28 protein-coding genes and 1 pseudogene are annotated in these 26,384 nt (G+C 66.6%); 8 read left to right on the top strand and 21 right to left on the bottom strand.

Annotation, left to right across the window (positions count from 1 at the left end; genetic code table 11):
* Positions 1-87 precede the first annotated feature (87 nt).
* Positions 88-273: pseudogene (locus tag JQT59_RS37110) on the bottom strand (MerR family transcriptional regulator); the annotation flags it as partial.
* Positions 274-578: 305 nt separating this feature from the next.
* Here JQT59_RS37110 and JQT59_RS17955 point away from each other — a divergent pair.
* The 3 genes from JQT59_RS17955 (at position 579) to JQT59_RS17945 (ending at position 2,406) form a co-directional block, all read left to right on the top strand.
* Entirely contained in the window at positions 579-872 is a 294-nt protein-coding gene (locus JQT59_RS17955) for a WhiB family transcriptional regulator (protein WP_005239766.1), read from the top strand.
* A 132-nt stretch (positions 873-1,004) separates the two neighbouring features.
* Positions 1,005-1,673 carry a sigma-70 family RNA polymerase sigma factor gene (locus tag JQT59_RS17950; RefSeq protein ID WP_213577198.1) on the top strand — a complete coding sequence of 223 codons (669 nt, stop codon included), beginning with the start codon at positions 1,005-1,007 and terminating at the stop codon, positions 1,671-1,673.
* A 1-nt stretch (position 1,674) separates the two neighbouring features.
* Entirely contained in the window at positions 1,675-2,406 is a 732-nt protein-coding gene (locus tag JQT59_RS17945) for an anti-sigma factor (RefSeq protein WP_213577197.1), read from the top strand.
* A gap of 117 nt (positions 2,407-2,523) precedes the next feature.
* Here the strand turns inward: JQT59_RS17945 and groL are convergent, their stop codons facing one another.
* Entirely contained in the window at positions 2,524-4,134 is a 1,611-nt protein-coding gene (gene groL / locus JQT59_RS17940; RefSeq protein WP_109331503.1) for a chaperonin GroEL, read from the bottom strand.
* 93 nt (positions 4,135-4,227) lie between these two features.
* A complete protein-coding gene (gene groES, locus JQT59_RS17935) occupies positions 4,228-4,527 on the bottom strand; it encodes a co-chaperone GroES (protein ID WP_003940763.1) in 300 nt (99 codons plus the stop codon).
* A 229-nt stretch (positions 4,528-4,756) separates the two neighbouring features.
* Here groES and JQT59_RS17930 point away from each other — a divergent pair, with 229 nt between their 5' ends.
* The gene (locus JQT59_RS17930) at positions 4,757-6,475 is read left to right on the top strand and encodes a TIGR03767 family metallophosphoesterase (RefSeq protein WP_213577196.1); all 1,719 of its coding nucleotides are present in this window, start codon (positions 4,757-4,759) and stop codon (positions 6,473-6,475) included.
* Here the strand turns inward: JQT59_RS17930 and JQT59_RS17925 are convergent, their stop codons facing one another.
* Positions 6,476-7,009, bottom strand: a complete 534-nt coding sequence (locus JQT59_RS17925) for a potassium channel family protein (protein ID WP_213577195.1) — start codon at positions 7,007-7,009, stop codon at positions 6,476-6,478.
* 206 nt (positions 7,010-7,215) lie between these two features.
* Between JQT59_RS17925 and JQT59_RS17920 the strand changes: the two genes are divergently transcribed.
* Positions 7,216-8,781 (top strand): DUF7159 family protein, encoded by a 1,566-nt coding sequence (locus tag JQT59_RS17920; protein WP_213577194.1) that lies wholly within the window; start codon positions 7,216-7,218, stop codon positions 8,779-8,781.
* On the opposite strand, the gene tsaD is transcribed toward JQT59_RS17920, so the two are convergent.
* The 6 genes from tsaD to JQT59_RS17890 are packed head-to-tail and all read right to left on the bottom strand — an operon-like array spanning position 8,774 to position 14,186.
* Positions 8,774-9,811: a tRNA (adenosine(37)-N6)-threonylcarbamoyltransferase complex transferase subunit TsaD gene (tsaD, locus tag JQT59_RS17915; protein WP_213577193.1), complete on the bottom strand. Its 1,038-nt coding sequence runs from the start codon at positions 9,809-9,811 to the stop codon at positions 8,774-8,776. The genes JQT59_RS17920 and tsaD overlap by 8 nt on opposite strands.
* Entirely contained in the window at positions 9,808-10,287 is a 480-nt protein-coding gene (gene rimI, locus JQT59_RS17910; protein ID WP_159925677.1) for a ribosomal protein S18-alanine N-acetyltransferase, read from the bottom strand. The genes tsaD and rimI overlap by 4 nt, the downstream gene beginning before the upstream one ends.
* Positions 10,284-10,943: a tRNA (adenosine(37)-N6)-threonylcarbamoyltransferase complex dimerization subunit type 1 TsaB gene (gene tsaB / locus JQT59_RS17905; RefSeq protein WP_213577192.1), complete on the bottom strand. Its 660-nt coding sequence runs from the start codon at positions 10,941-10,943 to the stop codon at positions 10,284-10,286. Before tsaB ends, rimI begins: the two co-directional genes overlap by 4 nt.
* Positions 10,944-10,993: 50 nt before the next feature.
* Positions 10,994-11,482 (bottom strand): tRNA (adenosine(37)-N6)-threonylcarbamoyltransferase complex ATPase subunit type 1 TsaE, encoded by a 489-nt coding sequence (tsaE, locus tag JQT59_RS17900; protein ID WP_213577191.1) that lies wholly within the window; start codon positions 11,480-11,482, stop codon positions 10,994-10,996.
* A gap of 5 nt (positions 11,483-11,487) precedes the next feature.
* Positions 11,488-12,687 carry an alanine racemase gene (gene alr / locus JQT59_RS17895; RefSeq protein ID WP_213577190.1) on the bottom strand — a complete coding sequence of 400 codons (1,200 nt, stop codon included), beginning with the start codon at positions 12,685-12,687 and terminating at the stop codon, positions 11,488-11,490.
* Positions 12,688-12,704: 17 nt separating this feature from the next.
* A complete protein-coding gene (locus JQT59_RS17890; RefSeq protein WP_213577189.1) occupies positions 12,705-14,186 on the bottom strand; it encodes an NAD(P)H-hydrate dehydratase in 1,482 nt (493 codons plus the stop codon).
* Positions 14,187-14,239: 53 nt separating this feature from the next.
* On the opposite strand from JQT59_RS17890, the gene JQT59_RS17885 reads away from it, so the two are divergent.
* A complete protein-coding gene (locus JQT59_RS17885) occupies positions 14,240-14,611 on the top strand; it encodes a cupredoxin domain-containing protein (protein WP_213577188.1) in 372 nt (123 codons plus the stop codon).
* Between the two features lie 9 nt (positions 14,612-14,620).
* Here JQT59_RS17885 and glmS read toward each other — a convergent pair whose 3' ends face one another.
* A complete protein-coding gene (glmS, locus tag JQT59_RS17880) occupies positions 14,621-16,483 on the bottom strand; it encodes a glutamine--fructose-6-phosphate transaminase (isomerizing) (RefSeq protein WP_213577187.1) in 1,863 nt (620 codons plus the stop codon).
* A 163-nt stretch (positions 16,484-16,646) separates the two neighbouring features.
* Here glmS and JQT59_RS17875 point away from each other — a divergent pair, with 163 nt between their 5' ends.
* On the top strand, positions 16,647-17,483 hold the full coding sequence (locus JQT59_RS17875) for a poly(ethylene terephthalate) hydrolase family protein (protein ID WP_213577186.1): 837 nt from the start codon (positions 16,647-16,649) through the stop codon (positions 17,481-17,483).
* Positions 17,484-17,514: 31 nt separating this feature from the next.
* On the opposite strand, the gene JQT59_RS17870 is transcribed toward JQT59_RS17875, so the two are convergent.
* The 8 genes from JQT59_RS17870 to ddaH all read right to left on the bottom strand — a co-directional run bounded on the left by JQT59_RS17870 (position 17,515) and on the right by ddaH (position 25,035).
* Entirely contained in the window at positions 17,515-17,664 is a 150-nt protein-coding gene (locus JQT59_RS17870) for a hypothetical protein (protein WP_249354521.1), read from the bottom strand.
* A gap of 86 nt (positions 17,665-17,750) precedes the next feature.
* A complete protein-coding gene (locus JQT59_RS17865; protein WP_249354519.1) occupies positions 17,751-19,922 on the bottom strand; it encodes a hypothetical protein in 2,172 nt (723 codons plus the stop codon).
* A complete protein-coding gene (locus tag JQT59_RS17860) occupies positions 19,919-20,227 on the bottom strand; it encodes a type VII secretion target (protein WP_213577185.1) in 309 nt (102 codons plus the stop codon). The genes JQT59_RS17865 and JQT59_RS17860 overlap by 4 nt, the downstream gene beginning before the upstream one ends.
* 85 nt (positions 20,228-20,312) lie before the next feature.
* Positions 20,313-21,647: a phosphoglucosamine mutase gene (gene glmM, locus JQT59_RS17855; RefSeq protein ID WP_213577184.1), complete on the bottom strand. Its 1,335-nt coding sequence runs from the start codon at positions 21,645-21,647 to the stop codon at positions 20,313-20,315.
* A 136-nt stretch (positions 21,648-21,783) separates the two neighbouring features.
* Positions 21,784-22,320 (bottom strand): 30S ribosomal protein S9, encoded by a 537-nt coding sequence (gene rpsI / locus JQT59_RS17850; protein ID WP_109331534.1) that lies wholly within the window; start codon positions 22,318-22,320, stop codon positions 21,784-21,786.
* On the bottom strand, positions 22,317-22,760 hold the full coding sequence (rplM, locus tag JQT59_RS17845; protein WP_109331545.1) for a 50S ribosomal protein L13: 444 nt from the start codon (positions 22,758-22,760) through the stop codon (positions 22,317-22,319). Before rplM ends, rpsI begins: the two co-directional genes overlap by 4 nt.
* Before the next feature lie 168 nt (positions 22,761-22,928).
* The gene (gene rocD / locus JQT59_RS17840) at positions 22,929-24,155 is read right to left on the bottom strand and encodes an ornithine--oxo-acid transaminase (protein WP_213577183.1); all 1,227 of its coding nucleotides are present in this window, start codon (positions 24,153-24,155) and stop codon (positions 22,929-22,931) included.
* A gap of 13 nt (positions 24,156-24,168) precedes the next feature.
* On the bottom strand, positions 24,169-25,035 hold the full coding sequence (gene ddaH, locus JQT59_RS17835) for a dimethylargininase (protein ID WP_249354518.1): 867 nt from the start codon (positions 25,033-25,035) through the stop codon (positions 24,169-24,171).
* Positions 25,036-25,151: 116 nt separating this feature from the next.
* Between ddaH and JQT59_RS17830 the strand changes: the two genes are divergently transcribed.
* Positions 25,152-25,604 carry an Lrp/AsnC family transcriptional regulator gene (locus JQT59_RS17830; RefSeq protein WP_213577182.1) on the top strand — a complete coding sequence of 151 codons (453 nt, stop codon included), beginning with the start codon at positions 25,152-25,154 and terminating at the stop codon, positions 25,602-25,604.
* Between the two features lie 84 nt (positions 25,605-25,688).
* On the opposite strand, the gene JQT59_RS17825 is transcribed toward JQT59_RS17830, so the two are convergent.
* Both JQT59_RS17825 and JQT59_RS17820 read right to left on the bottom strand, forming a co-directional pair.
* On the bottom strand, positions 25,689-25,973 hold the full coding sequence (locus tag JQT59_RS17825) for a WXG100 family type VII secretion target (protein ID WP_109331548.1): 285 nt from the start codon (positions 25,971-25,973) through the stop codon (positions 25,689-25,691).
* Positions 25,974-26,021: 48 nt separating this feature from the next.
* Entirely contained in the window at positions 26,022-26,339 is a 318-nt protein-coding gene (locus JQT59_RS17820) for a WXG100 family type VII secretion target (protein WP_159925651.1), read from the bottom strand.
* Positions 26,340-26,384 lie beyond the last annotated feature (45 nt).

Here is a 26,384-nt window from a genome sequence, read left to right as displayed (position 1 = left end):
AGAGTTGTCACCCAGAATTTGCGGAGAACTCGTCGGTTCCGAATTCGACGAATATGTAGCTATTGCGTTAATCGCATATCTCGCAGCCTCGGCCGGGCTCGCCCCCTCGTCGAGCGCTTGCTGCATACACTCCAGTCGAGCCACATCCCGCGGTGTGTATCGGCGGTGACTGCCGTGAGCATGCGCGGACGGCCCGATCCCATAACGACGGTCCCAGGTGCGCAGTGTCGACGGCGCCACGCCAAGCCGTCTGGCCAGGGCGGATACCGCCATCGTCGGCTCGCTGCCGACAGGATCGGGAGCGTGCTGAGCGTCGGACTCCGCTGACTGGGACACGTCGCCATCGTTACCTGTGACCCATGGTCTTTCAACCCGAAACCGAATCACGGACCGGCCGGAATGTAAATATTTTCCAGGTTAACTTTCAGTTTGTGGGATATGTAAATTCCCACTGTGAACAACTATTGACGCGATTTCCGAAACGACTCTACGGTTAGCGACGTGAAAGATTAGCGGCTTGAACATCGAGCCCACGGTCCGCTCGCCGCCCGAGGCGAGCTTGCAGCTAAGGAGTCCATATGCCTGCACCCAACCACCTCCCCGGTCCGAACGCCGATATCTGGGATTGGCAGATGCACGGACTGTGCCGCGGAGTCGACTCCTCGATGTTCTTCCATCCCGACGGCGAGCGTGGGCGGGCGCGAGCACAGCGGGAGACCCGCGCCAAGGAGATGTGCCGCCGCTGCCCCGTCCTCGCGCAATGCCGAAACCATGCGCTGAGCGTGTCCGAGCCGTACGGAATCTGGGGCGGAATGTCCGAGACCGAGCGTGAAATGCATGCGCGGCACCGCCGCGGGCGTATCGCGGTCTGACGCGCCGGGCGGACCGACCCCGGAACCCCTCGTCCACGGACGGGGGGTTCCGTGCATCACGCACCCGGCCCGATCACCCATCCACATCGATGCCGTCTCCGAATGCCTACCGGCTGGAGGAGATGACCGGACATGCACGCTACCGTGGTGCTCGATGAAGCGAGACGAGCGTTCGTGACCCACAACGAGGGCATCTCACCGGCCGAAGATCTGTGCCCGGTGGGCTCTGCCGATGCCGCTGCAGTGCGTGCCACCGACAACGCGGAACTTCGTGACGCGATGGTCCGCGTTGCGCGCGGTGATGCCGAGGCCTTCGCGGAGCTCTACGACCGCACGAGCGCCCGCGTCCACGGACTGGTCCTGCGCGTGCTGCGCGACCCCGGATACGCCGAGGAGACCACCCAGGAAGTGTTCCTTCAGGCATGGAACACCGCGTCGAATTTCGACCCGAGCCGCGGCTCGGTGATGTCCTGGCTGATGACGCTCGCCCACCGCCGGGCGGTCGACCGTGTGCGGTCCGAACAGGCGGGTACCGACCGTCAGGCGCTCTACGAGAGCACCTCTGTTGCGGGGCCGTTCGATCACGTCACCGAAGAGGTCACCCGCCGGCTCGAGCATCAATCGGTACTCGCGTGCCTCGACACTCTCACTGCCACCCAACGCGAATCGGTCGCGATGGCGTATTACGACGGACGCACCTATCGAGAGGTCGCCGCTCACCTGGGCGTAGCCCTGTCCACGGTGAAGACCCGTATACGTGACGGGTTGACACGTCTTCGTGGATGCCTGGGAGGTCTGTGAGATGAACGAAGACCTTCTGGGCATGGCCTATCCATACGCACTGGACGCGCTCGACGACAAGGAACGCCGCGAACTCGACGCCCGGGTCGCCGTCGCCGACGAGGACACCCGAGTCGCGTTCGCCGTCGAGGTACGGGCAATTCGCGAATCCCTCGCCGTGGTCAGCGAGGTGGGCGCCGTCGCCCCGCCACCCCAGCTGCGGGCCCGGTTGCTCGAACAGATCGGACAGGACGCACAGGCCGACACCTATGCGCCCGTCCACCTCGACCACCACCGCAACCGCCGGCATCGTTGGCGGATTGCGGTGGCAGCCGCCGCTGCGGTCGGAATACTCGCAGGCGGAACCGTCATCGCCCGGCAACTCACGGAAGGCCCCGACCCGACGGTAGCCGAGCAGGTACTCCAGGCAGCGGACATGCAGTCGTCGAGCACTCCCATTCCCGGGGGCGGCTCCGCCACGGCCAGCTACTCGAAGTCCGAGGATGCCGCCGTGCTCGTCATGAACGATGTCGTCCCGCCCGCCGCCGACAGCGTGTATCAGATGTGGCTACTGCCCGAGTCCGGCGACGCACCGGTCCCCGCCGGAACCATGACCCCCGACGACGTCCTGCCGACCACCACCGTCGTCCTCGACGACATCGGACCGATGACGAAGCTGGCCTTCACCATCGAGCCGCCCGGTGGCTCACCACAGCCGACGTCGAATCCGTTCGCCGTGCTCACGCTGAGCTGAGCGAACAGGGTCAGCGGGAATACGGCCGCGACACGACGAAACCCCCGCGCGGGAAATCCGCACGGGGGTTTCGTTCGGCCGAAAGATGAAGACATCGATCGGTTCGCGGCTACCGCCTCAGTGGCTGTGTCCGTGACCGGTCTGCTCCTGCTCTTCTTCGGGCTTCTCGACCACAGCGCTCTCGGTCGTGAGGATCATCCGTGCCACCGACGCCGCGTTCACGACAGCGGAGCGGGTGACCTTGACGGGGTCGACGACACCGTCAGCGAGCAGGTCACCGTAGGTGAGGGTCGCGGCGTTGAAGCCGTGCCCCTTGGGCTGCTCGGCGACCTTGCTGGTGACGACGGAACCGTCGAGACCGGCGTTGCTGGCGATCCAGAACAGGGGCGCCTGCAGCGCTTCGCGCACGACCTTGACGCCCGTGGCCTCGTCACCGGTCAGACCGAGGTTGTCGACCAGCTCGGTGCTCGCCTGCACGAGGGCTGATCCGCCACCGGGAACGATGCCCTCGGCGACAGCAGCCTTGGCGGCGTTGACGGCATCCTCGACGCGGAACTTGCGTTCCTTGAGGTCCGTCTCGGTTGCGGCACCCACCTTGATGACCGCGACACCGCCGGCCAGCTTCGCCAGACGCTCTTCGAGCTTCTCGCGATCCCAGTCGGAGTCGGTGTTCTCGATCTCCCGGCGCAGCTGCGCGACGCGGCCCTTGATGTCGGCGTCGGTGCCGGCGCCGTCGACGATCGTGGTCTCGTCCTTGCTGACCACAACGCGACGGGCACTGCCGAGGAGGTCCAGTCCGGCCTCCTTGAGGCTCAGCCCGACCTCGGAGTTGATGACCGTACCGCCGGTGACGATGGCGAGGTCGTCGAGGAACGCCTTGCGACGGTCACCGAAGAACGGCGCCTTCACCGCGACGGCCTTGATCGTCTTCCGGATGGAGTTGACCACCAGGGTCGAGAGAACCTCGCCCTCGACGTCCTCGGCGATGATGAGAAGCGGCTTGCCGCTCTCGGCAACCTTCTCCAGCAACGGCAGGAAGTCGGGAAGTGAGCTGATCTTCTCGCGGTAGAGCAGTACGAGGGCGTCCTCGTACACGGCTTTCTGCGCGTCGAGATCGGTCACGAAATACGGCGACAGGTAACCCTTGTCGAACTGGACGCCTTCGGTGATCACGAGCTCGGTTGCGAGGCTGGAGGATTCCTCCACCGTCACGACACCGTCCGTGCCCACGCGAGTGAGCGCCTCGCCGACCAGTTCGCCGATCTCTTCGTCACGCGAGGAAACCGTGGCGACCTGGGCGATGGACTTCTTGCCCTCGACCGGGGTGGCGGCCGCGAGCAGCGCCTCGACGACCTTCTCGGCGGCGGCGTTGATGCCGACTCCGAGTGCCATCGGGTTGGCGCCTGCCGCAATGTTCTTCAGACCGCCGCGAACGATGGCCTGAGCCAGCACGGTGGCGGTGGTGGTGCCGTCACCCGCGACGTCATTGGTCTTGGTGGCGACGCTCTTGACCAGCTGCGCGCCGAGGTTCTCGAAGGGATCCTCGAGGTCGATCTCCCGCGCGATGCTGACGCCGTCGTTGGTGACGGTGGGGCCGCCGAAGGCCTTCGCCAGTACTACGTGGCGGCCACGCGGACCCAAGGTCACCTTGACCGCGTCGGCCAGCTTGTCGACCCCGCGCTCGAGAGACCGGCGTGCGGTCTCGTTGAACTCAATCTGCTTGGACATGTGTTCCGTCTTCTCCTGGATTTCAGGGTTCTGCGCGTGAACGCACTCCGCCCCGGGATCCTGTAGGGACTCCGGGGCGGATCACGTATGGCCTTACTTGGAGACGACAGCCAGCACGTCGCGTGCCGACAGGATCAGGTATTCCTGACCGGCGTACTTGATCTCGGTTCCGCCGTACTTGGAGTAGATGACGGTGTCACCCTCCTTGACGTCGACCGGGATGCGGTTGCCCTGCTCGTTGACGCGGCCTTCGCCGACTGCGACGACGGTGCCCTCCTGGGGCTTCTCCTTGGCCGTGTCGGGGATGACCAGGCCGGAGGCAGTCGTCGTCTCAGCCTCGTTGGCCTGGACGAGGATCTTGTCCTCGAGCGGCTTGATGTTGACGCTCGCCACGATGAGCCCTCCACTTTGGGGTATCTGGGTCCGAGGAACATCCTCGGACACCTGTTTGAGTGTTCCGTTTACGGCACTTCACACAGCCCCGTCGTCGCGGGTGCCGGAGCTCGATCGGCGCCACTTGGCACTCTATACGTGAGAGTGCCAACGCTCAAGGAGGAGCCCCCGGCTGATCGCGCTCAGCGGAATCCCACCCTCCGGACGGGTTGTCACCTAAGGTCGTCTGGTGTCTGACATGAACCGGCGTACCTTCCTCACGATTGCCGGACTCGGCGCCATCGGAGCGGTGGGCATCAGCGGACGTCCGTGGGGACTGCAGTACGCAGGCGCCGCCCCCCTTCCCACCTCGGGAGCGGGCACCACACTCGAAGCGACAGCCGTCCCGCTGGGAACGTCCGGATACCGCAAGCTCGGCGCGGGTGCGGGTTGGCCCACGATCGTGCGCACCGAACTCGCCGAGGCCCGGAACGGCCGCGAAGACCGCCGCACCGCGCTCGCGTCGCTGGTGCAGCTCACCGACGTCCACCTCGTCGATGCCCAGTCCCCGGTGCGGTTCGAATACGTCCATCCCTTCACAGGTTCCGCGTTCCGTCCGCAGGAAACCCTCACGGCGCACGGGCTGGTCGCCCTCGTTCACCGCGTCAACGCTCTCGCCACCGGCCCCCACACCCAGCGGCCGTTCGACGCGGTCGTGAGCACCGGCGACAACACCGACAACAAAGAGTTCGCCGAGTTGAGCTGGTTTCTCACCGCCCTCAACGGTGGCACCATCGTCCCCAACACCGGTGCGCCCGACCGCTACGAGGGCGTGCAGAATTCGGGTGCGGATCTGTACTGGAACCCGGAGTCCCCGATCCAGGACATGTACAAGAAGGCCGGCTTCCCCGAAATCCCCGGCCTGCTCGGAGCGGCGATCGACCCCGTCACCAGCCCCGGACTTCGCACGCCGTGGTACTGCGTCTTCGGGAATCACGAAGACTCCGTCGAAGGCACTGTGCCCAGCGGTATCCCACCGCTCGACGCGATGTACACCGGTTCACTGAAGTTCGAGGTTCCGGGATCGCCCGAGCAGGCGAAGGCGGTCGACATCGCGACGAAGTACGACCCCGGCGCCATCGCCGGCGTCCTCTCCGCCTTCACGACGCCACCGCGGGTGGTCACCCCCGATCCGACGCGAGCCCCGTTCACACCACGCCAGTTCATCGCGGCCCATCTGGATCCGGCCAACACCGGCCCCGGGCCGGTAGGCCACGGGTTCGCTCCCGACGCGGGTGATACGGGAATCGGCTACTACGCCTTCGACATCGCTCCCGGTGTGGTCGGTATCAGCATGGATTCCACCAATCACGCCGGTTTCGTGGACGGCTCATTGGGCGCCGCCCAGTTCCGCTGGATCGAGGACACGTTACTCGCCGGCAGCAGCGTCTACTACGACTCCGCGGGCGCCCGCGTGTCGCAGTCGCGTTCGGACACCTGGTTCGTCCTCTTCAGCCATCACACGAGCACCACCATGGACAACCTCGTCCCGGACCCGGCCAATCCGACCGAACCCCGAATTCCGGCCGCACAATTGGTGAGCCTGCTCCATCGCTTCCCGAACGTGCTCGCCTGGGTCAACGGACACACCCACGAGAACCGGATCACTCCCTGGGCCGGACCCACACCGGAACAGTCGTTCTGGGAGGTCAATACCGCATCGCACATCGACTTTCCGCAGCACGGGCGAATCCTCGAAGTGGTCGACAACGCCGACGGCACAGTGTCGATCCTCACCACCTTGTTCGAAGCCGACAGCCCGTACTCGGTCGACTACACGGACCTGTCCCCGCTCGGACTCGCCTCTCTGTATCGGGAGCTGTCCTTCAACGACATTCACACCGACCCCGTCCGGCTGGGCGCTTCCGTCGACCACAACGTCGAACTGTTGCTGTCGTCGGGTCGTTAGTCACTTCCGTCCACGGGCCCAGCCGACGGCTGCCGCCACCACGCGGATGCCGACGCCGATGAGAATCAGGTTCCCGATGATCTGGACACTGACGACAGCGCGGGACGGATCGGTCGTCGCCGTGATGTCCCCGAAGCCCACGGTCGAAAACACCGTCAATGAGAAGTAGAGCGCATCCATCCGGCTGAGCGGTTCGGAAAAGTATGTCGGGTAACTCTGGGACATCAGGCTGTATCCCACGGCGTAGCCGAGCAGATAGACGGGAAGAATCAGTGCCAGCGCCTCGATGGCCTGCAGCGTGGGCACGTCGGACCGCAGAATCTGCCGGATCTGCCACACGGCGACCAGCAGCACGACCAGCAGTCCCCCCACGAGGAGCGTGAGCGTCGAGATGCCGTCGACCGAGGTCCACGGGAGCACGAAGTAGCTCACGCCGCAGAGCGCAACCGTCGCGACCGGGCGCACGAGCCCGCGGCGCAGCAGCCGCCGACGATCGCGCGGGTCGAGGTTGCGAAACTCGCTGGCATTTCCCATGAAATTCCTCCGGACAACTGCGCAGGTGGGACCGGATATCGAGCGCCATCCTCGTCTCGTTGGATCGAAACTCGAGAGCGAAAGCCACCAGATTTCTGTAACGTTCGGGTAACGGTCGCCGATTCATGGGGCAGGGATGCTTCTCGTGGAGGGCGTTCCGGGAAAGACAGCAGGGCACGACGCGACAATGTGGGAGGGGGTGTGGAATGAATATGTCCTTGGGCATGTCCACGGGTGCTGCCGGAGTCGGTTCCGCCCTCGTCACCACCGACTCCAACGGTTCGCAGAGCGTCGAGTTCCGATACCTGTCGGCCGACGAGGCTCACACCGACCTCGGTGACCTCGTCCGTTCCTCTATCTCCCTCATGACCACCCAGGTGCCTGCCGACCCCACGACCCCCGACGCATTCGCCGTCACGTACCGCACTCCGGAACAGGCCCATTCGATTCGCAGTGCCGTCAGCAGGCAGCGGCATCGTGTGCACGTCGTGCCGGAAGCCGCTGCCACCCTCACGTACCTACGCCACACCGGTGAAATTGCCCAGCACGCGACGGTCGCCATCGTCGACTTCGGCGAGTCCGGTTTGTCGGTCTCGGTGGTCGATCAGGTCGACGGCACCGTGCTGCACGCCGACCGCACCGCCCAGGTGAGTGGCAGCGTGATCGACGACCTCGTGTTCGAGTACGCCGTCGCCAATCTCGCCACCCCCCACCACCTGCGGCACCTCGATCGCGAACTGCTCTCGGAGCGTTGCCGCGTCGCGAAGGAGCAGCTGTCGACCGACCTGAATGCCACGGTCGACGTCGAGTTCCGGGGCATGGCGCCGATCCGGATCAGTCGCAGCGCCTTCGAAGACTTCGCGGCACCGGTGATTCGGGTCGCTGTCGAGTTCGTCCGATCCACCGTTGCGGACTCACCACGCGCACCGGAGGCCATCGCGCTGGTCGGGGGCGGAGCGAACATTCCCGCGTTGCGGGCAGCTGTACGCAGGGCCTTCACTGCCCGTGTCGTCGCCGTCCCCGAACCGGAAACCGCCACCGCCAAAGGCGCAGCACTCCTTGCCGTATCCAATGCGATCGAGCTGTACCCGCCCACGGAGTCGACGCGGCCGAGTTCGACGGCCAAGGTGTCCGGCGCACTCGTCGGCGCGTTGGTGGTGGGCGGACTGGTACTGGGCTACGGGGTACGTGAACTCGCGCCGGCACCCGACCCCAATGTCGCGCCCGCCGGGAGCGACACCTTCCACACGTCGCAGCAGCACGCGCCCGGTACGGACACACCGGCTGCTACGCGAATTCCGTCGTACGATCCCACACCGACGTCGGACTTCACCCCGGAGCAGGGTGTGCCGACTACGTCGTCGTCTCAGGGGTGGGATCGAAGCTCTGTCCGGATGCCCGACTCCACGACGAGCACAACGCCTCCCACCACGACACCACCGGCGCCGACCACCACTCCCGCGCCGACGCCCCGGCCTCCGACCGATCCCACTCAACCGGATTGGCCGCACATAGAATGGCCGGCTATTCCTCCCCTGTGGCCGCAGGTTCCCGGGGAGTCGACCCCGGATCAACCGAGCCCTGTCGCACCCTTGCCTGGAGAGAGCGCACCGCCCGCTGAGCGTGCGCCACTGCCACCGCCGCCGGAAGGCGCGCCCGCGCCGCTGCCGCCTATCGGTGACGCCGAAGAGGGAATCGCGGTGGTTCCGGCGCCGATGCCCGTGGCGCCGACTCCCGCCTTCGCACCCCCGAGTGTCTTCCCGTTCAGGTGAATACTTGACTGGTCGCCACCGAGAGGCCAGGATCGCTCGCCACGGTGAGCAATGACGGCGCTGCACCCCCCGCGACGATGTGTGCTCCCAGCGAAGCGATCATGACCCCGTTGTCGGTGCACAACCGCGGTTTCGGCACGCGCAGCGTGAGACCGGCTTCGGCGCACCGTTCCTCGGCGAGCGAGCGGATGCGTGAGTTCGCGGTGGCACCGCCGCCGAGTACCAGCGTGTCCACGCCCGTGTCGCGGGCGGCGCGTACCGCCTTCATCGTAAGGACGTCGGCTACGGCTTCCTGGAAGCTGGCGGCGATGTCGGGGATCGAATAGGCCTCGCCGGCACGCTCCTTGGCTTCGACGTACCGCGCAACCGCGGTTTTCAAGCCGGAGAAGGAAAAGTCGTGCCGCGCGTCCCTCGGCCCGGTCATCCCGCGGGGGAAGGGAATCGCGTCCCGATCGCCTTCTCGAGCTGCGGCGTCCAGTGCGGGGCCGCCGGGAAATCCGAGTCCGAGGAGGCGGGCCACCTTGTCGAACGCCTCTCCCGCCGCGTCGTCCACGGTCGTGCCGAGCTCGGTGATCGGCTTCGCGAGATCCTCGACATGCAGGAGGTGAGTGTGTCCGCCCGACACCAGCAACGCGACGCACGACGGCATCGGTCCGTGTTCCAGGGTATCCACCGCAACATGGCCACCGAGGTGGTTCACCGCGTAGAACGGAATGTCCCAGGCGGCCGCGTACGCTTTCGCGGCGGCGACACCGACCAGCAGCGCCCCGGCGAGTCCTGGACCGATGGTGACGGCGAGTGCGTCCGGCTTGCTGATGTCCGCTGCGGCGAGCGCACGCCGCATCGTCGGGACGATAGCTTCCAGATGCGCGCGGGACGCGACTTCGGGCACCACCCCGCCGTAGCGGGCGTGCTGATCGACGCTCGAGGCCACCTCGTCGGCGAGGAGCTCGCACGTACCGTCACCGTTCCACCGGACGATACCGACTCCGGTTTCGTCACACGAACTTTCGATACCCATGACGATCATTGCACCGGCTCCTCACCCGCTCCGGCGCGACGCATGGTGTACGCGTCCGCGCCGCTCGGTTGGTAGTACTGCTTTCGGGTTCCCACGATGTCGAATCCTTCACGTCGATACAGTGCGATCGCCGCGTCGTTGTCGGTCCGCACTTCTAGAAAAACCGGTCCGCCCCGCGCATCGGCCAGTCGGAGAAGTTCGGCCAGAAGCGCTCCGCCGATCCCCCGGCGCATGTACTGCGGGTCGGTCCCGATCGTGTGCACCTCCGCTTCGGGATGTGAAGGATTGCCCAGCAGGGCCAGTCCGGCATATCCCACCACCCGGCCGGTGTCGGTGCGCGCCACCACGTACCGCACGTGCGGCGCAGCCAGCTCGGCACGGAAAGCAGCTGCGCTCCAAGGTCCGTCGCCCGCAAACAGCAGGCGCTCGAGCTCGGCGCACCGCTCGGCATCCGCGGCGACCATGGGTTCGATGGAGAACGTCACTTCGGGCGATCCGCCAATTCGACCGCATCCGGTCGTCGCAGATAGAGCGGAACGAGCGGCTCCGGCACGTCCCCACCGGCCAGCACCGACGCAGCAGCCTCGACCAGTCCTGCGGGCGAGGGTGTTTCGACGGGTTCGACCGGGAGGTCGAAGAAGTCGACGTGCGACGGCGACCCCGCCACCGCCTCCGACGGCATCGGCTCGAGCTCGCGGGGCTTGATCACGCCGGGCCCTTCCACCCGCCGGCCCGCCGAGTAGCGGGCCCAGTAGACTTCACGGCGGCGCGCATCGGTGACGACGAGGAGGTTCCGCTCGTCGTGCACCTGCGCGGCGATCGCGTCGAGGCTGCAGACTCCGTACACCGGTGTGCCCAGGGCATCACCGAAAGCCGCTGCGGTAGCCATTCCGACCCGGAGGCCGGTGAACGGTCCCGGGCCTACCCCGACGACGATCGCGTCGAGATCAGCCGGCCTGTGACCCGACTCGGTAATGCACTCGAGGATGTGCGGCGTGAGGACCTCGGCGTGGGCGCGCGGGTTGACCGTCACGCGCACCGCGAGCGTGTCCACCGCGTCAGTGGGCGCGGATCCTGCCGAGAACCGGACGACTCCGGCGGTCACGGCGGGTGTGGACGTATCGATGGCGAGAACAAGCACGGTATCTGAGGGTACTCGCACGTCAGCACGGCTCCCGCCCCCCGGACCCGTCAGGAAATCCACTCCCACTCGGCGGTGCGCACATCCGACTCGGGCTCGCGGCTCAAGCGCACCCGGAGATGCCGGTCGGCCAACTGCTCGACGATGCCCTCACCCCACTCGACCACGACCACCGCTTCGGCCAGGTCGGTGTCGAGGTCGAGGGCGTCGAGTTCGTCCAAGGCGTGCGGACCGCTGCCTCCCAGACGGTAGGCATCCACGTGCACCATGCCCACCGGAGTCCCGCCGCCGGGACGCACCCCTGGACGATGCTCCCGGGCGATGACGAATGTGGGCGAAGTCACTCTCCCCTGCACACCGAGACCGGCGGCAATCCCCTTCGTGAGTGCGGTCTTTCCCGCACCGAGAGGTCCGTCGAGGATGATCAAATCCCCGGGTGCCAATCCCCGGGCGAGATCACGCCCGAATCTTTCGGTGTCGGCGGCTGTCGGCAACACCACGGTCCCGCTCACCGCCAGCACTCTATTTTCGGCCGACACGATAACTACCGCCCACCGACATAGGTCCGCACGGTACGCCCACGCACTCCGGTCACCACCTCGTAATGGATGGTATCGAGCTTGTCCGCCCACTCCTGGGCGTGTGGTTCACCGTGATCGCCGTTGCCGAAGAAGACAGCGGTGTCGCCCTCGCGGACGCCGCCGCCGTCCGGTCCGAGATCCACGACGACCTGGTCCATGCACACCCGTCCGATGCCCGGCCGACGCTCCGAACCGAGCAGGACTTCGAATCGTCCGCTGAGCGAACGGGGAAGCCCATCCGCGTACCCGAACGGCAACAGCGCCACCACTGTGTTCCGCGGCGCTATCCACTGATGGCCGTAGGACACGCCCTCACCTGCAGCCACCTTTTTCACCAGCGCGACACGCGAACGCAGAGTCATCGCAGGACGCAGCCCGAATTCGCCGAGTTCGGGGGCTGGCGACAATCCGTAGATCGCAATGCCGGGGCGCACCATGTCGAAACGAAGATCCGGGCGCGTGAGAGTGGCCGCGGAGTTGGACAGGTGCACCACCTCGGGAACCAGGCCGTGGCGTTTGGCGTCGGCCACCGCGCTCGACAGCCGGTGACACTGGGCGTCGATCACCGCATGATGCGGCTCGTCGGCGTGAGCGAGATGCGAGAAGATGCCTCGGAGCCGTACCGCACCCTCGGCCTGTGCACGCGCCAAGTCGATGAGAACCTGCGCCAACTCGTCGGGCGCGACGCCATTGCGGTTCAATCCGGTGTCGACCTTGATCGTCACGGTCGCCGGGGTGCCTACCTCCCGTGCCGCAGCCACGACGGAGGCGAGGTGCCGCGGTGACGACACCCCGAGCTCGACGTCCGCTCGAATAGCGGGGGCGAAGTCCGCGTCGACGGTGTGCAGCCAGGCGAGGATCGGTGCGCCGATACCTGCCCGGCGCAACGTGAGGGCCTCCGAGACCGTTGTCACGCCGAGTTCCGCCGCACCGGCCGCGAGCGCCGCGCGCGCCACGGGGACGGCGCCGTGGTTGTAACCATCCGCTTTGACAACGGCCATCACTGCCGCGTCGCCGGCTTTCTCGCGCAAAATTCCGACGTTGTGCGCAATAGCGTCCAGATCGACCACTGCTTCGGCCTGCGGGGCCGGCGTCGCGTGGGCGGAATCGGCGGGCTCGACCCGGCCGTGTTCGTCCGACGGTACTGCTTCGGCAAGCGTCATGCCTCCGATCCTGCCATTCACCGATGGATCGCCGTTTCCTCGGGTGACACACCTGCACGGAGAACTCTGATCGACTCCCTCAGATGAGCGAGCAGATTTCCTGCGGAGATCGGTGCCGTCCCGCGTCCCGCTGCGAGATCTCCCCGGCCACCGCGAGCCGCCACGTTCGCCGCGAGCGAGTGCGCGCGCGCCCCCATCGCAGCCGCCCGGTCCGGGACTGTCCCCGCGGCCAGCAAGGCACCCACAATGCCCGCCAGAACGTCCCCGGCACCCGCCGTGGCCGACCAGGAACCGCCCGCCTCGTTGACGAATACCTGCCCACCCGGCGCCGCGATCACCGTGGCGCGGCCCTTGAGGAGGATGTACGTCCCCCACTCCGCCGCCAGCGACCGGGCGGCCGCGACTCTGTCCGATCCGGGATCACTTCCGGTGATGCGTGTGAACTCACCTGCATGCGGGGTAAGGAGGGTGGGCGCCGACCGGGAGCGCACCAGACCGGGGTCCTCGGCCAGCAGGGTGAGACCGTCCGCATCAACGAGGACGGGAACGTCGGTGTCCAGCACGGTCCGCAGGGTGCGACGTGCCGCATCGTCGGTGCCCATACCGGGACCCACCACCCACGCCTGGACCCGTCCCGCTTTCGCGACGTCCGTCGTCGCGATCACCTCCGGCCAGTGAGCCAGCACCTCCGACGCGCCCGGACCTGCGTAGCGGACCAAGCCGGACGTGGCCGAGACGGCGGCCCCGGTGCACAACACTCCCGCGCCCGGATACTGCCCACTCCCGGCGACCACGCCCACGACGCCCTGCGAATACTTGTCGTCGTGAGGACCGGGCACCGGCCAGGCCCCTCCCACTTCGGTCGCATCGAGCGACGTGATCCCGGCATCACCGAGCGTCAACCCGATGGGTATCAACTCGACGCGCCCGCACTGTGCTGCAGCCAGGACATGTACCGGTTTCAGCGCACCGAACGCCACGGTGACCGCCGCCCGTACCGCGGGCCCCTCGACGGCACCCGTCACCGGGTCCACCCCGCTGGGCAGGTCCGCAGCAATGATCGGCGCCTCCATGGACGCGACCAGAGTCGCCGCGTCAGGGCGCAGGGCTCCCCTCCCGGATATCCCGACGATCCCGTCGATCACCAGTTCGGGCATGCCGACTTCCTCGATCGCGCGGGCCGTTCGTCCGCCTGCTCGCCGGAAGGCCGCCAGACCGCCCCGATGCGCCTTGTCGGGTTTCAGCAGCACGGCGGTGACCGCGACTCCGCGCTTGCGTAAGAAGGTGCCGGCCCAGAGCGCGTCGCCTCCGTTGTCCCCGGAACCGACCAGCAGCAGCACGGCCCGCCCGGCGACTCCCCCGGTCCGCGCGCGCAACTCCGCAACCACCACGCCCGCGAGTCCGTGCGCTGCGCGTCGCATCAGAGCGCCGTCGGGAAGGGATGTCAGCAGCGGCGCCTCGGCCGCTCGGATCTCGTCAGGGGTGTAGTAGCCCCGCATGGGCACTCCTCGTCCGGAACGGTCGGTACCGAGGCAAGACTACGCTCGACGGCATGCGTGAACGTGCAAGGTCCCGGATCGTCGGAGTCGCTCTGGCCGCAAGCATTTCGGCCGCGAGTGCGATCGCCGGCTGCAGTTCGGAATCCGCCGGGGTGAACGAGCAGCCCAGCGGTCCGGTCGTCGAGGTCGCCGGCATGGCCTTTTCGCCCGCCCGGCTCACGGTCCGGGTAGGTGAGACTGTCACCTGGAAATTCGACGATCGCGGCGTCACCCACGACGTGGCGGGCGTCGGTGAGGCGAAGGGCGTACTGCGCAGTCCCCTGATGCAGACGGGCAGCTTCACCTACAACTTCACCGAGCCCGGAACCTACGAGTACACCTGTTCCCTGCACCCCGACATGCGCGGCACCATCGTCGTCACCTGAGCGGAGCCGTTATTCGACCGTGACGGACTTCGCGAGGTTTCGGGGCTTGTCCACGTCGTACCCGCGCGTCTGCGCGACCTCGGCGGCGAAGACCTGCAACGGCACGGTCGACAGCAACGGCTGCAGCAACGTCGGCGCCGCCGGAATCTCGATCAGGTGGTCGGCGAACGGCCGCACGGCCTCGTCGCCTTCCTCCGCGATCACGACGGTCCGTGCACCGCGAGCCTGAATCTCCCGGATGTTGCTCAGCAGCTTCGAGTGCAGCACCGCGCGACCCTTGGGAGAGGGCATCACGACGATGACCGGCAACCCGTCCTCGATCAACGCGATCGGGCCGTGCTTGAGTTCACCGGCGGCGAAGCCCTCGGCGTGCATGTACGCCAGTTCCTTGAGCTTCAGCGCGCCCTCGAGCGCCACCGGGTAACCCACGTGCCGGCCGAGGAACAGCACCGTCGGCGACGACGCCAGTTCCCGAGCCAACGCCCGGACCGGACCCACCGTCCCGAGGACCCGACTCACCAGCTCCGGCATCGCCTCGAGATCGGCGTATTCGCGCGCCACCTCGTCCGGGTACTTGGTGCCGCGAGCCTGGGCCAGCGCCAAACCGACGAGGTAGTTCGCGGTGACCTGCGCAAGGAACGCCTTGGTCGACGCCACGCCGATCTCCGGACCGGCACGGGTGTAGAGAACGGCGTCGGCTTCGCGGGGAATCTGGGCACCGTTGGTGTTGCAGACCGCGAGGACGCGCGCCTTCTGGTCTTTGGCGTGCCGCACCGCCTCGAGGGTGTCGGCAGTCTCACCGGACTGGGAGATCGCCACCACGAGCGTCGAGCGGTCGAGGACGGGGTCGCGGTAACGGAACTCGCTGGCCAGCTCCACCTCGACAGGCAGCCGGGTCCAGTGCTCGATTGCGTACTTGGCGAGCAATCCGGAGTGGTACGCGCTGCCGCACGCGACGACGAAAACCTTGTCGACGTCGCGCAGCTCCTGGTCCGACAACCGCTGTTCGTCGAGGACGATCTTGCCGTCCGCAAAGTGCCCGAGGAGAGTGTCGGCGACGGCTGCCGGCTGCTCTTCGATCTCCTTGAGCATGAAGTAGTCGTGGCCACCCTTTTCGGCAGCAGCGAGATCCCAGTCGATGCGGAACGGTCGACCCACAGCGACCGTTCCGTCGAAGTTGAGGATCGAGTAGCCGTCCGCGGTAATGGTCACCACCTGGTCCTGGCCCAGCTCGACCGCATCCCGGGTGTGCTCGATGAATGCCGCGACGTCGGAGCCGAGGAAGGTCTCGCCCTCGCCGACACCGATGACGAGCGGAGTCGAACGACGCGCGGCCACGATGGTGTCGGGATGGTCGGAGTGAGTGAAGACGAGGGTGAATGCTCCCTCGAGGCGGCGGAGCACACTCAGGGCGCTCTCCACGAAGTCCCCGGCGGTCTCACCGGACGCATAAGCCCGCGACACCAGGTGCACCGCGACCTCGGTGTCGGTGTCGCTGGAGAGGTCGACGCCCGCCTGCTCGAGTTCGGCGCGCAAGGGCGCGAAGTTTTCGATGATGCCGTTGTGTACGACGGCGACGGTTCCGGTCGCGTCCCGGTGCGGGTGGGCGTTCCGGTCAGTCGGGCGACCGTGCGTGGCCCAACGGGTGTGCCCGATCCCCGTGTGTCCGGCGAACTTCTCGGCACCCACCTCGTCGAGTTCGGCCTCCAGGTTCGACAGGCGACCGGCCTTTCGCTCGACGGCCATACCGCCCTTCCCGTCGAGCACGGCGATCCCTGCAGAGTCGTATCCGCGGTATTCCATCCGCCGCAAAGCCTCCACCACAACAGACAGAGCCTGCCGGTGGCCGACGTATCCCACGATTCCGCACATGGTTCATCAGGGTACTTGGAGCGGACGGTGCGGCGAAGTCGGACACCAACGCGACGCCGGGAGCGGGGACTCCGTCCCTGTGTGGTCCGCGCGGGGACTTCGTCCCTGTGTAGTCGGCGCGGGGACTCCGTCCCTGGGGAGGTGATCGGATAACGTTCTCTCCGTGGCGCCGAAACTGAAGAACCTGGCCCGGGAACTGTCGAAGCGGGGACCGCACCGCGTGCTGCGGGGAGACCTCGCGCTGGCTGGACAGCCGGGAGTCGTCTATACACCCGAGTCCGGCTTCAACTTGCCTGCGGTGGCGTTCGCGCACGGGTGGATGACCGGAGCTGACCACTACCGGAACACGCTGGAGCACCTTGCGTCCTGGGGCATTGTCGTCGCGGCGCCCAACAGTGAGCGGGGCCCGGTGCCTTCACACCTGGGCCTCGCGACCGACCTGCGGGCCACTCTCGACATCTGTGTCGGTGTCCGGCTGGGACCCGGCCAGATCAGTGTTCAGCCGGATCGAGTGGCCTTTGCCGGCCACGGTATGGGTGCGGGCGCGGCGGTGCTCGCCGCCGCACAGCGTGACGTGACCGCGGTGGCCGCATTGTTCCCGGCGCCGACTGCCCCGAAGGCGGAGAAGTATGCGCCCAAGATCACAGTTCCGGGGCTGATCGTGGCGGGCGCGGATATCGACACCATGAACAGCAACGCCAAGGCCCTCGCCGAGGCGTGGGGCGGCGATTCCGTACTGCGAGCCGTGGACGGCGCAACCGATTCGGGGTTGACCGAGGGGCGTCGACTTCTCGGCGCACTCGGCATCGGTGGATCCGAGCGCAAGACGCAGCAGGTGACACGGGCGTTGCTGACCGGGTTCCTGCTCTACGAACTGACGAATGACAAGAAATACGCGGCCTTCGCGGACGCCGAGGCGCACATCCCCCGCACCACCGTCGTCGATCCGCAGGAGATCAATACGGACGCCGGCTTCCAGGGACTGATTCCCCACATCTGAGCGTTCCACGACGGCTCCGGCTGTTCCGGCGTTACTCGACGAGCCAGCTCCGTGGACGGTAGAACTCGTCGTCGTCCTCGGCTGCGCTGCGACCGGGTGCGACCGCGTCCGCCGCCGTGCTCGTGTGTGCGGGGTGCCCCGCAAGCTGCCGTCGTCGCGTGGCTTCTGCCTCGTCTCGCACCCGCTGCTCCTCCAGTCGTCGTCGAAACAGCGAGAGTTCCGCCCTCATCTGCGCACGTCGAGCGCGCAACTGTGCGGCCCGCTCGCTCACAGCGGTCCGGCCTCCGCGAGTTCTGCGCCGCTGTCGAGCGCAGCCGACGGGCCGCTGGCAAGCTCTGGTGCAGGTGCAGGTGCAGGTGCAGGTGCAGGGACTGTGAGCGTTTCCGGAAGCGGCTCGTTCTGCATGGTCACGGGCTGCGGACCAGGTGCGGTGGTGGGCTCCGGTGGCGACTGCTCGGCCTCGTGATGTTCAGGTTGGCTGACGTCGGGAGCGGCGGGCGGTCTGGCGTCGACAGCGCCGGTCTGCGGCACGTCAGTGCCGGACGCGGCCTCGGGCGCAGCTGCCGCCTGGTGCAGCGGGTCCTCCCCCGGACGGGATTCTGCGAAAATCTGAGGCAGGCCGTTCGGACCGATCTCCACACCGAAGCGCGACGTGGCGCCTTGGCCGTCGATGATGTCGAGGTGAACTCCGGCACCGTCTTCGTCGACGACCAGAGTCCATGACTTGCCGTCGAGCTTCAGCTCGAGGCTCTTGTCGGGAGTGGTAGGCAACGCTTGTCCGCCCTCGCCGTCGACACCCGAATCGCGCTCGTCCTCGAGGTCGGGCTCCTCCTCCGCCCCCACATCCCCGTCATCGTCCCGACGGGTGAGAGCCGACACCGCGTCCTCTATCAGTGGACGGATGAGCGACCCCAGGTCGCCGAGTTCACCGGCCAACCCCTGTACCGCCCCGGTGAGGTCACCAAATCCGGTCATACCCCCGATGCCGGGAACACCGGCAAGACCCGGCACACCGGCCAGACCTGGCACACCGCCGAGACTCGGCAGTACGGGAGGAGAGGCCGCGGGCAAGGACGTCGCGGGTTCGGTGTGTACATCCCGCGTTCCCACTCCTACGTCCCGAACTCCTAGGTCCCGGCCTCCGTTACCGGAACCGATCGGCGCCGTCATCGGTGCCAGGTGGGCGGTGTCACTCGGAGTCGTTCCCGTCGGCGAACTCCATCCCGCCGGTTGTCCAGCGAATCCCCCAGGCGCGGTGACAGAGGGTGCACCGGCAGGAGCTGTCGGCGCAGCGTCGACGGGAGTTCTCGGGGCGTCGAGAGGGGGCGGAGCGGGAGAGTGCCCCGGAGCGGTGCGATCCACGGAGCGAATATCGCTGTCCGACTGCAACATTCCGGCTTCGGCGATCACCGCCGCATACGACGCTTCCACAGTGTCTGCGCAGGCCTCGCACGCGGCCGCGAATTCGCGCTGTTTCTCTTCGTAGACGGGCCGGAAGTGCGCGTCGAGCCACGCGCGGGCGATACCTGCCGCTCGCTTCACGACGTCGTCTCGGTCGAGCCACCGCAGAGCGCCGCCTCCCCCGTCCTTGTACAAGCCGTTGATGTGCCGGTAGTCGTCGTCGGCAAGTTCGGGGAACCAGTACGACGCGTCTTCCATGCAATCCTTGGCGACGGAGTTGTCTCCATCCCGGCCGTGCACGGCGATGTCGGCCAGCACTGCGATTTGGGCTGCGCTGTATCCCGCGACAGTGGACTGGTGCAGCGACACCACCCTGTACGCCTTGTCCGTCACTGCGGCGCTGAGGGTGAGGTTCGCTTCGAACAGCACGTCGACCAGTCCGCGTAACCGGTCGACATCGGCCACTGCCCGGGCATTCCTGCGGCCCGAGGCATCGATCGCGGCGGCGGCTGCATCCCCACTCCACGCGGCGCTGACCGCTGCAACACACGCCTCGTGCTCCTCGAGTTCCCTGCGCGCAGAGTCGAGGGTGTGCTGCAGCGTGTCGATGTCCCGGCTCAGCACATGAAGGTTCATGCCCCGCTCGGCGTCGAACCGGGCGTAGTACTCGGTGATCGCGCGACCGTCGTACTGCAGCTGCTGCGCGGCAGGAAGGAACATCTCGAAGAACTCGAGCCCCCGTGCTCCGAGGTCCAGCATGTCGCCTGGGACATTGAGCGAATCAGGTCGCAGACAATCCTCCAAGTGGCGGCGGTCGGCGGCAGCAGATCGGGCATCGCTCCCATCCGCGAGGAGTGCGATGTAACGCTCGTCGGCGGACGGCGTGCGTTCGCGTCTGTCGATGCCGTACGCGTCGAAGTAGGGCTGCCACAACGCCACATCCTCTTCGCGAGACGAGGCCCAGGCCTGAAGGAGCTGCTCCTTGTAGTCACGGCTCAGCGTCGGATCGTCCATCAACGAAGCCGCATCCGTCGTCACGGAAGCACCCGGTCGAGGCCGTCGGCAAAGGCACCTTCCGTGCCTGCATAACGCGTGGCGCCGGCTCGGAAGTTGTGACCGACGGCCTCCGTGTCGGTTGCCCACTCGTCGAGTGCCACGGACACGACTGCGAGCGCGTTCCGTAGCTCGTCGCCGAGTGCACAGTAGTCGCGTCCGGCCTGCACACCGCCGAACTCCAGCCGGCCGGCGTCGATTGCCTGCTGCCTCAGCACCTGCGCTGAGCGCACCATCCGCGCGCCAACGCTCGCCACCGCCCTGACGTCGACCTCGAGTCCATCGCTCATGCCCCCACCCTCTCTTCACGACCTACTGCTTTAGACGCGCCGGCGCGCCGATCGGTTCCCCACACCGACCGATACGCTGCGCCACTCAGACCGAGGCGACCGTACTTGCCAGCTTGTCGGCGAGGCGTTGAGCCAAGTCGAGGTCCGCTGCCTCCACCATCACGCGCACGAGCTGTTCGGTTCCGGAAGGTCGCAGCAGAACACGACCCTGATCACCCAGCGTCCGCTCCGCCGCCGCCACGGCATCCAGAACGACGGGGGATGCGGCCACGGCACGCTTGTCGGCGACTCGCACATTGACCAGCACCTGGGGAAGGGTCGTCATCGCCGATGCCAGTTCCGCGATCGGCCGCCCCGTCTGTGCCATTCGGCCCATCAATCGCAGGCCGGTCAGAATCCCGTCACCGGTGGTACCGAACGCGGGCAACACGACATGCCCCGACTGCTCACCGCCGAGAGTGAAACCGCCCGCCCGAAGTCCTTCGAGCACGTAGCGGTCACCGACTGCGGTGGTGATCAGCGAAATACCCGCCTCGCGCATTGCGATGTGTAACCCCAGATTGCTCATCACAGTCGCGACCAGCGTGTTGTCGACCAACTCGCCGGTGTCGCGCATGCCGAGGGCCAGGACGGTCATGATGGCGTCACCGTCCACCAGGGAGCCACCGGCGTCGACCGCAAGGCAGCGGTCCGCGTCCCCGTCGTGCGCGAGGCCGAGGTCTGCGCCATGCTCCACCACGGCCTTCTGCAGGCTCTCGAGGTGCGTGGAGCCGCAGTTGTCGTTGATGTTGAGCCCATCCGGCTGGGCGTTGATCGCGATGACGTTCGCGCCGGCGGCGCGGTAGGCGGTCGGCGCCACAGCCGAGGCGGCGCCGTGCGCGCAGTCGACCACGACGGTGAGGCCGTCGAGGCGGTGAGACAGGGCCGTGGCCAGGTGTTGCAGATACCGATCGGCGGCGTCCGACACCACTCGCACGCGCCCGATGCCGGCTCCGGTGGGCGCTCGCTTGGTCGTCGTGCCGACGGCGACCGATTCGATACGGTCCTCGACCTCGTCGTCGAGCTTGTGCCCACCCGCGGCGAAGATCTTGATTCCGTTGTCGGGCATAGGGTTGTGCGAGGCGGAGATCATCACACCGAGTGCAGCGTCGAGCTCTGCCGTGAGGTACGCCACCGCAGGAGTGGGGAGAACGCCGACGTTCAAGACGTCGACACCCGCCGACGTCAAACCGGCGACAACGGCTGCTTCGAGCATCTCGCCGCTGGCCCGCGGGTCACGGCCGACCACAGCGGTGGCACGCCCCGAATCCGCTGATGCCAGCACCGTGGCAGCGGCAGATGCGATCTGCAACGCCAATTCGGCGGTCAGCTCCGTATTCGCCAGCCCGCGAACCCCATCCGTCCCGAACAACCGCCCCATAGACCAGACCCCTCGTACCTCGGAAACCACTACATCTCGGATAAAGCGCGAGAGCAGGCGTCCGGTAACGATGGACGCCTGCTCTCGGGAAGAACAGGTGCCGAAGCCGTCCCCGGAGGGCGGCTTCGGCGACACATCAGCGCTTGGAGTACTGAGATGCCTTACGGGCCTTCTTCAGGCCGTACTTCTTGCGCTCGACGGCGCGGGCGTCACGGGTGAGGAAGCCGGCACTCTTGAGCGCCGGACGGTCCTCGGGGGTGACCTCGATGAGCGCGCGGGCAATGGCGAGACGCAGTGCGCCGGCCTGTCCGGACGGTCCGCCACCGTGGAGCAGGGCGACGATGTCGAACGACTCGGCACGCTCGACCGTGACGAGCGGAGCCTTGATCAGCTGCTGGTGCACCTTGTTCGGGAAGTAATCCTCGATGGTGCGGCCGTTGAGCTTGAACTGGCCGGAGCCCGGGGTCAGACGGACGCGGACAACCGCTTCCTTACGACGACCGACGGTCTGGATGGGCCGATCGATCACGATCGGGGCCTGCGGAGCAGCAGCGGCCTCGATGTCCTCGGCAACCTCGGGCTCCTCGACGGACACGTACTCGTCCGCCGCGACCTCGACAGCCTCGGTGATCTCTTCGGGATTGGACACGTTCTGCTCCTCCGGCGCCGTCACTGGGCCACCTGCTTGATCTCGAATGGCACCGGCTGCTGCGCGGCGTGGGGGTGGTTGGGGCCCGCGTAGACCTTCAGCTTGCTGCTGATGGCGCGACCCAACTTGTTCTTGGGGAGCATGCCGACGATGGCCTTCTCCACGAGGCGGTCGGGGTTCTTGTCGAGAACCTCGCCGACGGAGCGGGACTTGAGACCACCGGGATGTCCGGAGTGGTGGTACAGGAACTTGCCGTCACGCTTGTTGCCGCTGATGGCAACCTTCTCGGCGTTGATGATGACGACGAAGTCGCCGCCGTCAACGTGCGGTGCAAAGGTGGGCTTGTGCTTGCCGCGCAGCAAGTTGGCTGCTTGGACGGCAAGGCGGCCGAGCACCACGTCAGTGGCGTCGATGACGTGCCACGTGCGGGTCACATCTCCGGCCTTCGGGGTGTACGTAGACACAGAACTTCCTCGTCTTGTTCAATCCGCTGCTGGCCATTGCGTATCGTCGAGCGATTCCCGGCGGCCAGTTGAGACCCGAGAACCGCCAGCCACTGTGACATGAAGACACAGCGACGCACGGCACGCCAACGGAGAACGATACCGGTCGCGGCGCCTCCGGGTCAAAATTCACTCGGCGAGCGCATCAGCAAGCTGTTCGACCGCCCAGGTCAGCTCGTCACGTTCGACCACCAGCGGCGGGGCGATACGAATCGTCCCCTCGTGCGCGTCTTTCGCGAGCACACGGCGCGCGACAAGGCGTTCACACACTTCCCTCGCGGAAGGCATCCCCTCAGCCAGTTGCACACCGGCCCACAGCCCACGCCCCCGTACTTCTGCAACATGGCGGCCAGGCAGCTCGCGCAGCATGCCGTGCAGGTAGGCACCCAACCGGCGGCTGCGCTCCTGATATTCGCCGGTTTCGAGCAGCGCCACCACGGCACTGCCCACAGCGCACGCGAGGGGGTTGCCACCGAAAGTGCTTCCGTGTTGCCCGGGCCCGATCACGCGCATCACCGGCCAATCGGCGACGACCGCCGAGACGGGGACGAGGCCACCGCCCAGCGCCTTGCCGAGAACGTAGATGTCGGGTGTCACATTCTCGTGATCACAGGCAAAGGTCTCCCCCGTCCGGCCGAGTCCGCTCTGGATCTCGTCCGCGATCATGAGGACGCCGCGACGCGTGCACACCTCGCGCACCGCCGCAAGGTAGCCCGCCGGGGGCACGAGGACGCCTGCCTCCCCCTGGATCGGTTCGAGCAGCACCGCTACGGTGTCGTCGGTTATCGCCGACTCGAACGCGTCGACGTTCCCGTATTCGACGGAGACGAAACCTGCGGGATACGGCCCGAACCCGGTGTACGCGTCCGGGTCGGAGGAGAATCCCACGATCGAAATTGTGCGGCCGTGAAAGTTGCCGGAGCAGGTGACCACCTCGGCTCGCCCCGGCGGCACCCCCTTCACGTCGTACCCCCACTTGCGGACAAGCTTGAGCGCCGTCTCGACCGCCTCTGCGCCGGTATTCATCGGCAGCACGGCTTCTTTGCGACACAATCGGCTCAGGTCTTCGCAGTACTGCGCGAAACGGTCGTGCTGGAACGCACGACTGGTCAAGGTGAGTCGGCCCAGTTGTTCGCGAGCGACGCGCACGAGAGCAGGATGTGCGTGGCCGAAGTTGAGGGCCGAGTACCCCGCGAGGACATCGAGATAGTCGACGCCGTCGACGTCCTTGACCCAGCAACCTGCGCCCGACTCGATCACGACGGGCAAGGGTGAGTAATTGTGCGCGCTGTGGTCCTCCGCCCGGTCCAGCTGCTCACGCGTGGCGCCGGATACCGACACGACACTGTCCGACATTGGTCCTCACCCCTCAGCTTCCCATCTCGCAGAACTGGCGATACCCGCGCAGTTCCATTGTGCTGCATTTGATTCCGCCGCCAGATTTCAGAAATTCCGAATAGTCCACCGGTACCGGGTCGTAGCCGCGGTCCACCAGCTGATCCGACAGCTGCGTCGCCTGCGCGGGCAAGACGACATGAAGTCCGTCGCTCACCAGGTTGAGGCCGAGCCACTGCGTATCACTCTCCTCGGCGATCACCGCGTCCGGAAACATCCGGCGCAACAGGAGGAGGCTCTCCGGAGAGAAGGCGGCGGGAAGGTAGGCGATTGTCGCATTGTCGAGTACTCCGAGGGCGGTGTTGAGGTGGTAATAGCGCGAATCCACCAGAGTCAGCGGAACTACAGGACGCCCGAGATGCGCGGCAGCCTCCGCATGGGATCGAGGGTCGGACCGGAAGCCGGTACCCCCGAGAATCACGTCACCGACCACGAGGAAATCGCCCTCGCCCTCGTTCACGAAACGCGGCAATCTAGGTTTGAGCAGTCCGTTCTCGCGGAACCATCGAAGAACGTGGCCCGCTTCCGCTCGCCTCTGAGCACATCGGTAGCGGGCGCCGAGAGCGACACCGTCGACCACCACGCCACTGTCGGTGACGAACACCATGTCCGGGAGCCCCTCGACGGCATCGATGACCACGACCTCGTGACCCAGCGCTCGATACGTGTCCACCAGGGTGTGCCACTGCGCGAGCGCCCGGGGCCGATCGACCTGCTCGCCCGGACTCATCCAGTCGTTGATCGCGTAGACGACATCGAAGTAGGTGGGTGGACACATCAGGTAGGTGCGGGGGTAACCGCGCCGGCCGGCACTCGCCACAGGCCCGGTCGCGTCCCGCACTGCGCTTCCCGGGCCGCTATCCACAGTCGGTGGCACGTTCCCCCCGTTCTCCGATGGTGCTGAGAGAAAGTATCCGCCCTCCCTCAGCGACAAACAATGCGCTAGCGTTGCTCTGTATGGACGATTCGTTGCGCCTGGACACCTTGGACCGACTGATCGTTGCGCAACTGGAGTGCAACGCGAGGTCGAGCTTTGCCACCATCGGCGCCGAGGTGGGCTTGTCCGCTCCGGCGGTGAAACGGCGCGTCGACCGACTGGTCGACTCAGGGGTCATTACCGGTTTTCACGCGTCACTCGACCCGCAGGCACTCGGACACGGTGTGGAGGTCTTCGTCGAGCTGTACTGCGACGGACGTACCTCCGCGGTCGAGATCGCGCGCATCGTCTCTCGACACGCCGAAGTACAGGAGGCGTACACCATCACGGGTGACGCCAACGCACTGCTGCGCGTCCGGACGACCGACACCGCTCACCTCGAGAGGACGCTCGAGAATCTCCGGTCGGAACCAGCGGTACTCCAGACGAAGAGCAGCGTGGTGTTGAGCAGATTGATTCCACCGGCCGGCTGACGTCACCGAGATTTCGCCGCACCTCTGACGACAGTGCCCCAGCATCCGTCGATTGCTGGGGCACTGTCGCACATCACAGGATTGTCAGAGCCAGGCAGCAGCGTTCCTGTCCTCGGCGCTCTGCATGTCGACAGCGCCGTCCTGGACGACCTTGGCGATCGTCTGGAGTACCTGGAGCAGGTCGTTGTGTGCGCCGTCCCACTTGGCCTGCACCGCTTGGTAGTTCTGCTGGGCACCGCTCTCCCACTGCGCGACCAGACCCTGCACGTAGCCCTGGAGCTCGTCGTGGGTTTCGCGCAGCTTTCCCTCGTTCGACCTGATGTCGCTCGCCAGGGCCTGCAGCTCGGCAAATCCGTACTTCAATGACATTCCATGCTCCTTGTTGTTGTGTAACCGGTGTCGAACTCGGAACGCATGTCAGAGATCGAGCGATCCCGAAGCTCCGGCAGAATGGATCGCATCCTGGTTGGCCTGCTCTGCGGCGTCGTACCCCTTGCCGTTCTCGCGAATCTTCACGGCAATTTCGGCGAGCGAATCCTGCATCCGACGGGACGCATCGTTGTAGCGGACCATGAGTGCCTGGAACGCATCCTGCGCGCCACCCGCCCAAGCCGAGGACGATTCTTCGCAACGCCCCTTGAGGCCGGCGATAGTGGCTTGCAGCTGCCCATTCACCGTCTCCACATGGTTAGCCGCGGCCTCCATCTGGCCGACATCGGTAACAACTCCCGCCATGGGAACTCCTTCTGATCGTCTGGTGTGGCGGCCCCCACTGGACTG

The sequence above is a fragment of the Rhodococcus sp. USK13 genome, assembly GCF_018343855.1.
Taxonomy (GTDB): domain Bacteria; phylum Actinomycetota; class Actinomycetes; order Mycobacteriales; family Mycobacteriaceae; genus Rhodococcus_F; species Rhodococcus_F oxybenzonivorans.
Note: the sequence above shows the minus strand (reverse complement) of the source record. Positions and strands in the feature narration are given on the sequence as shown.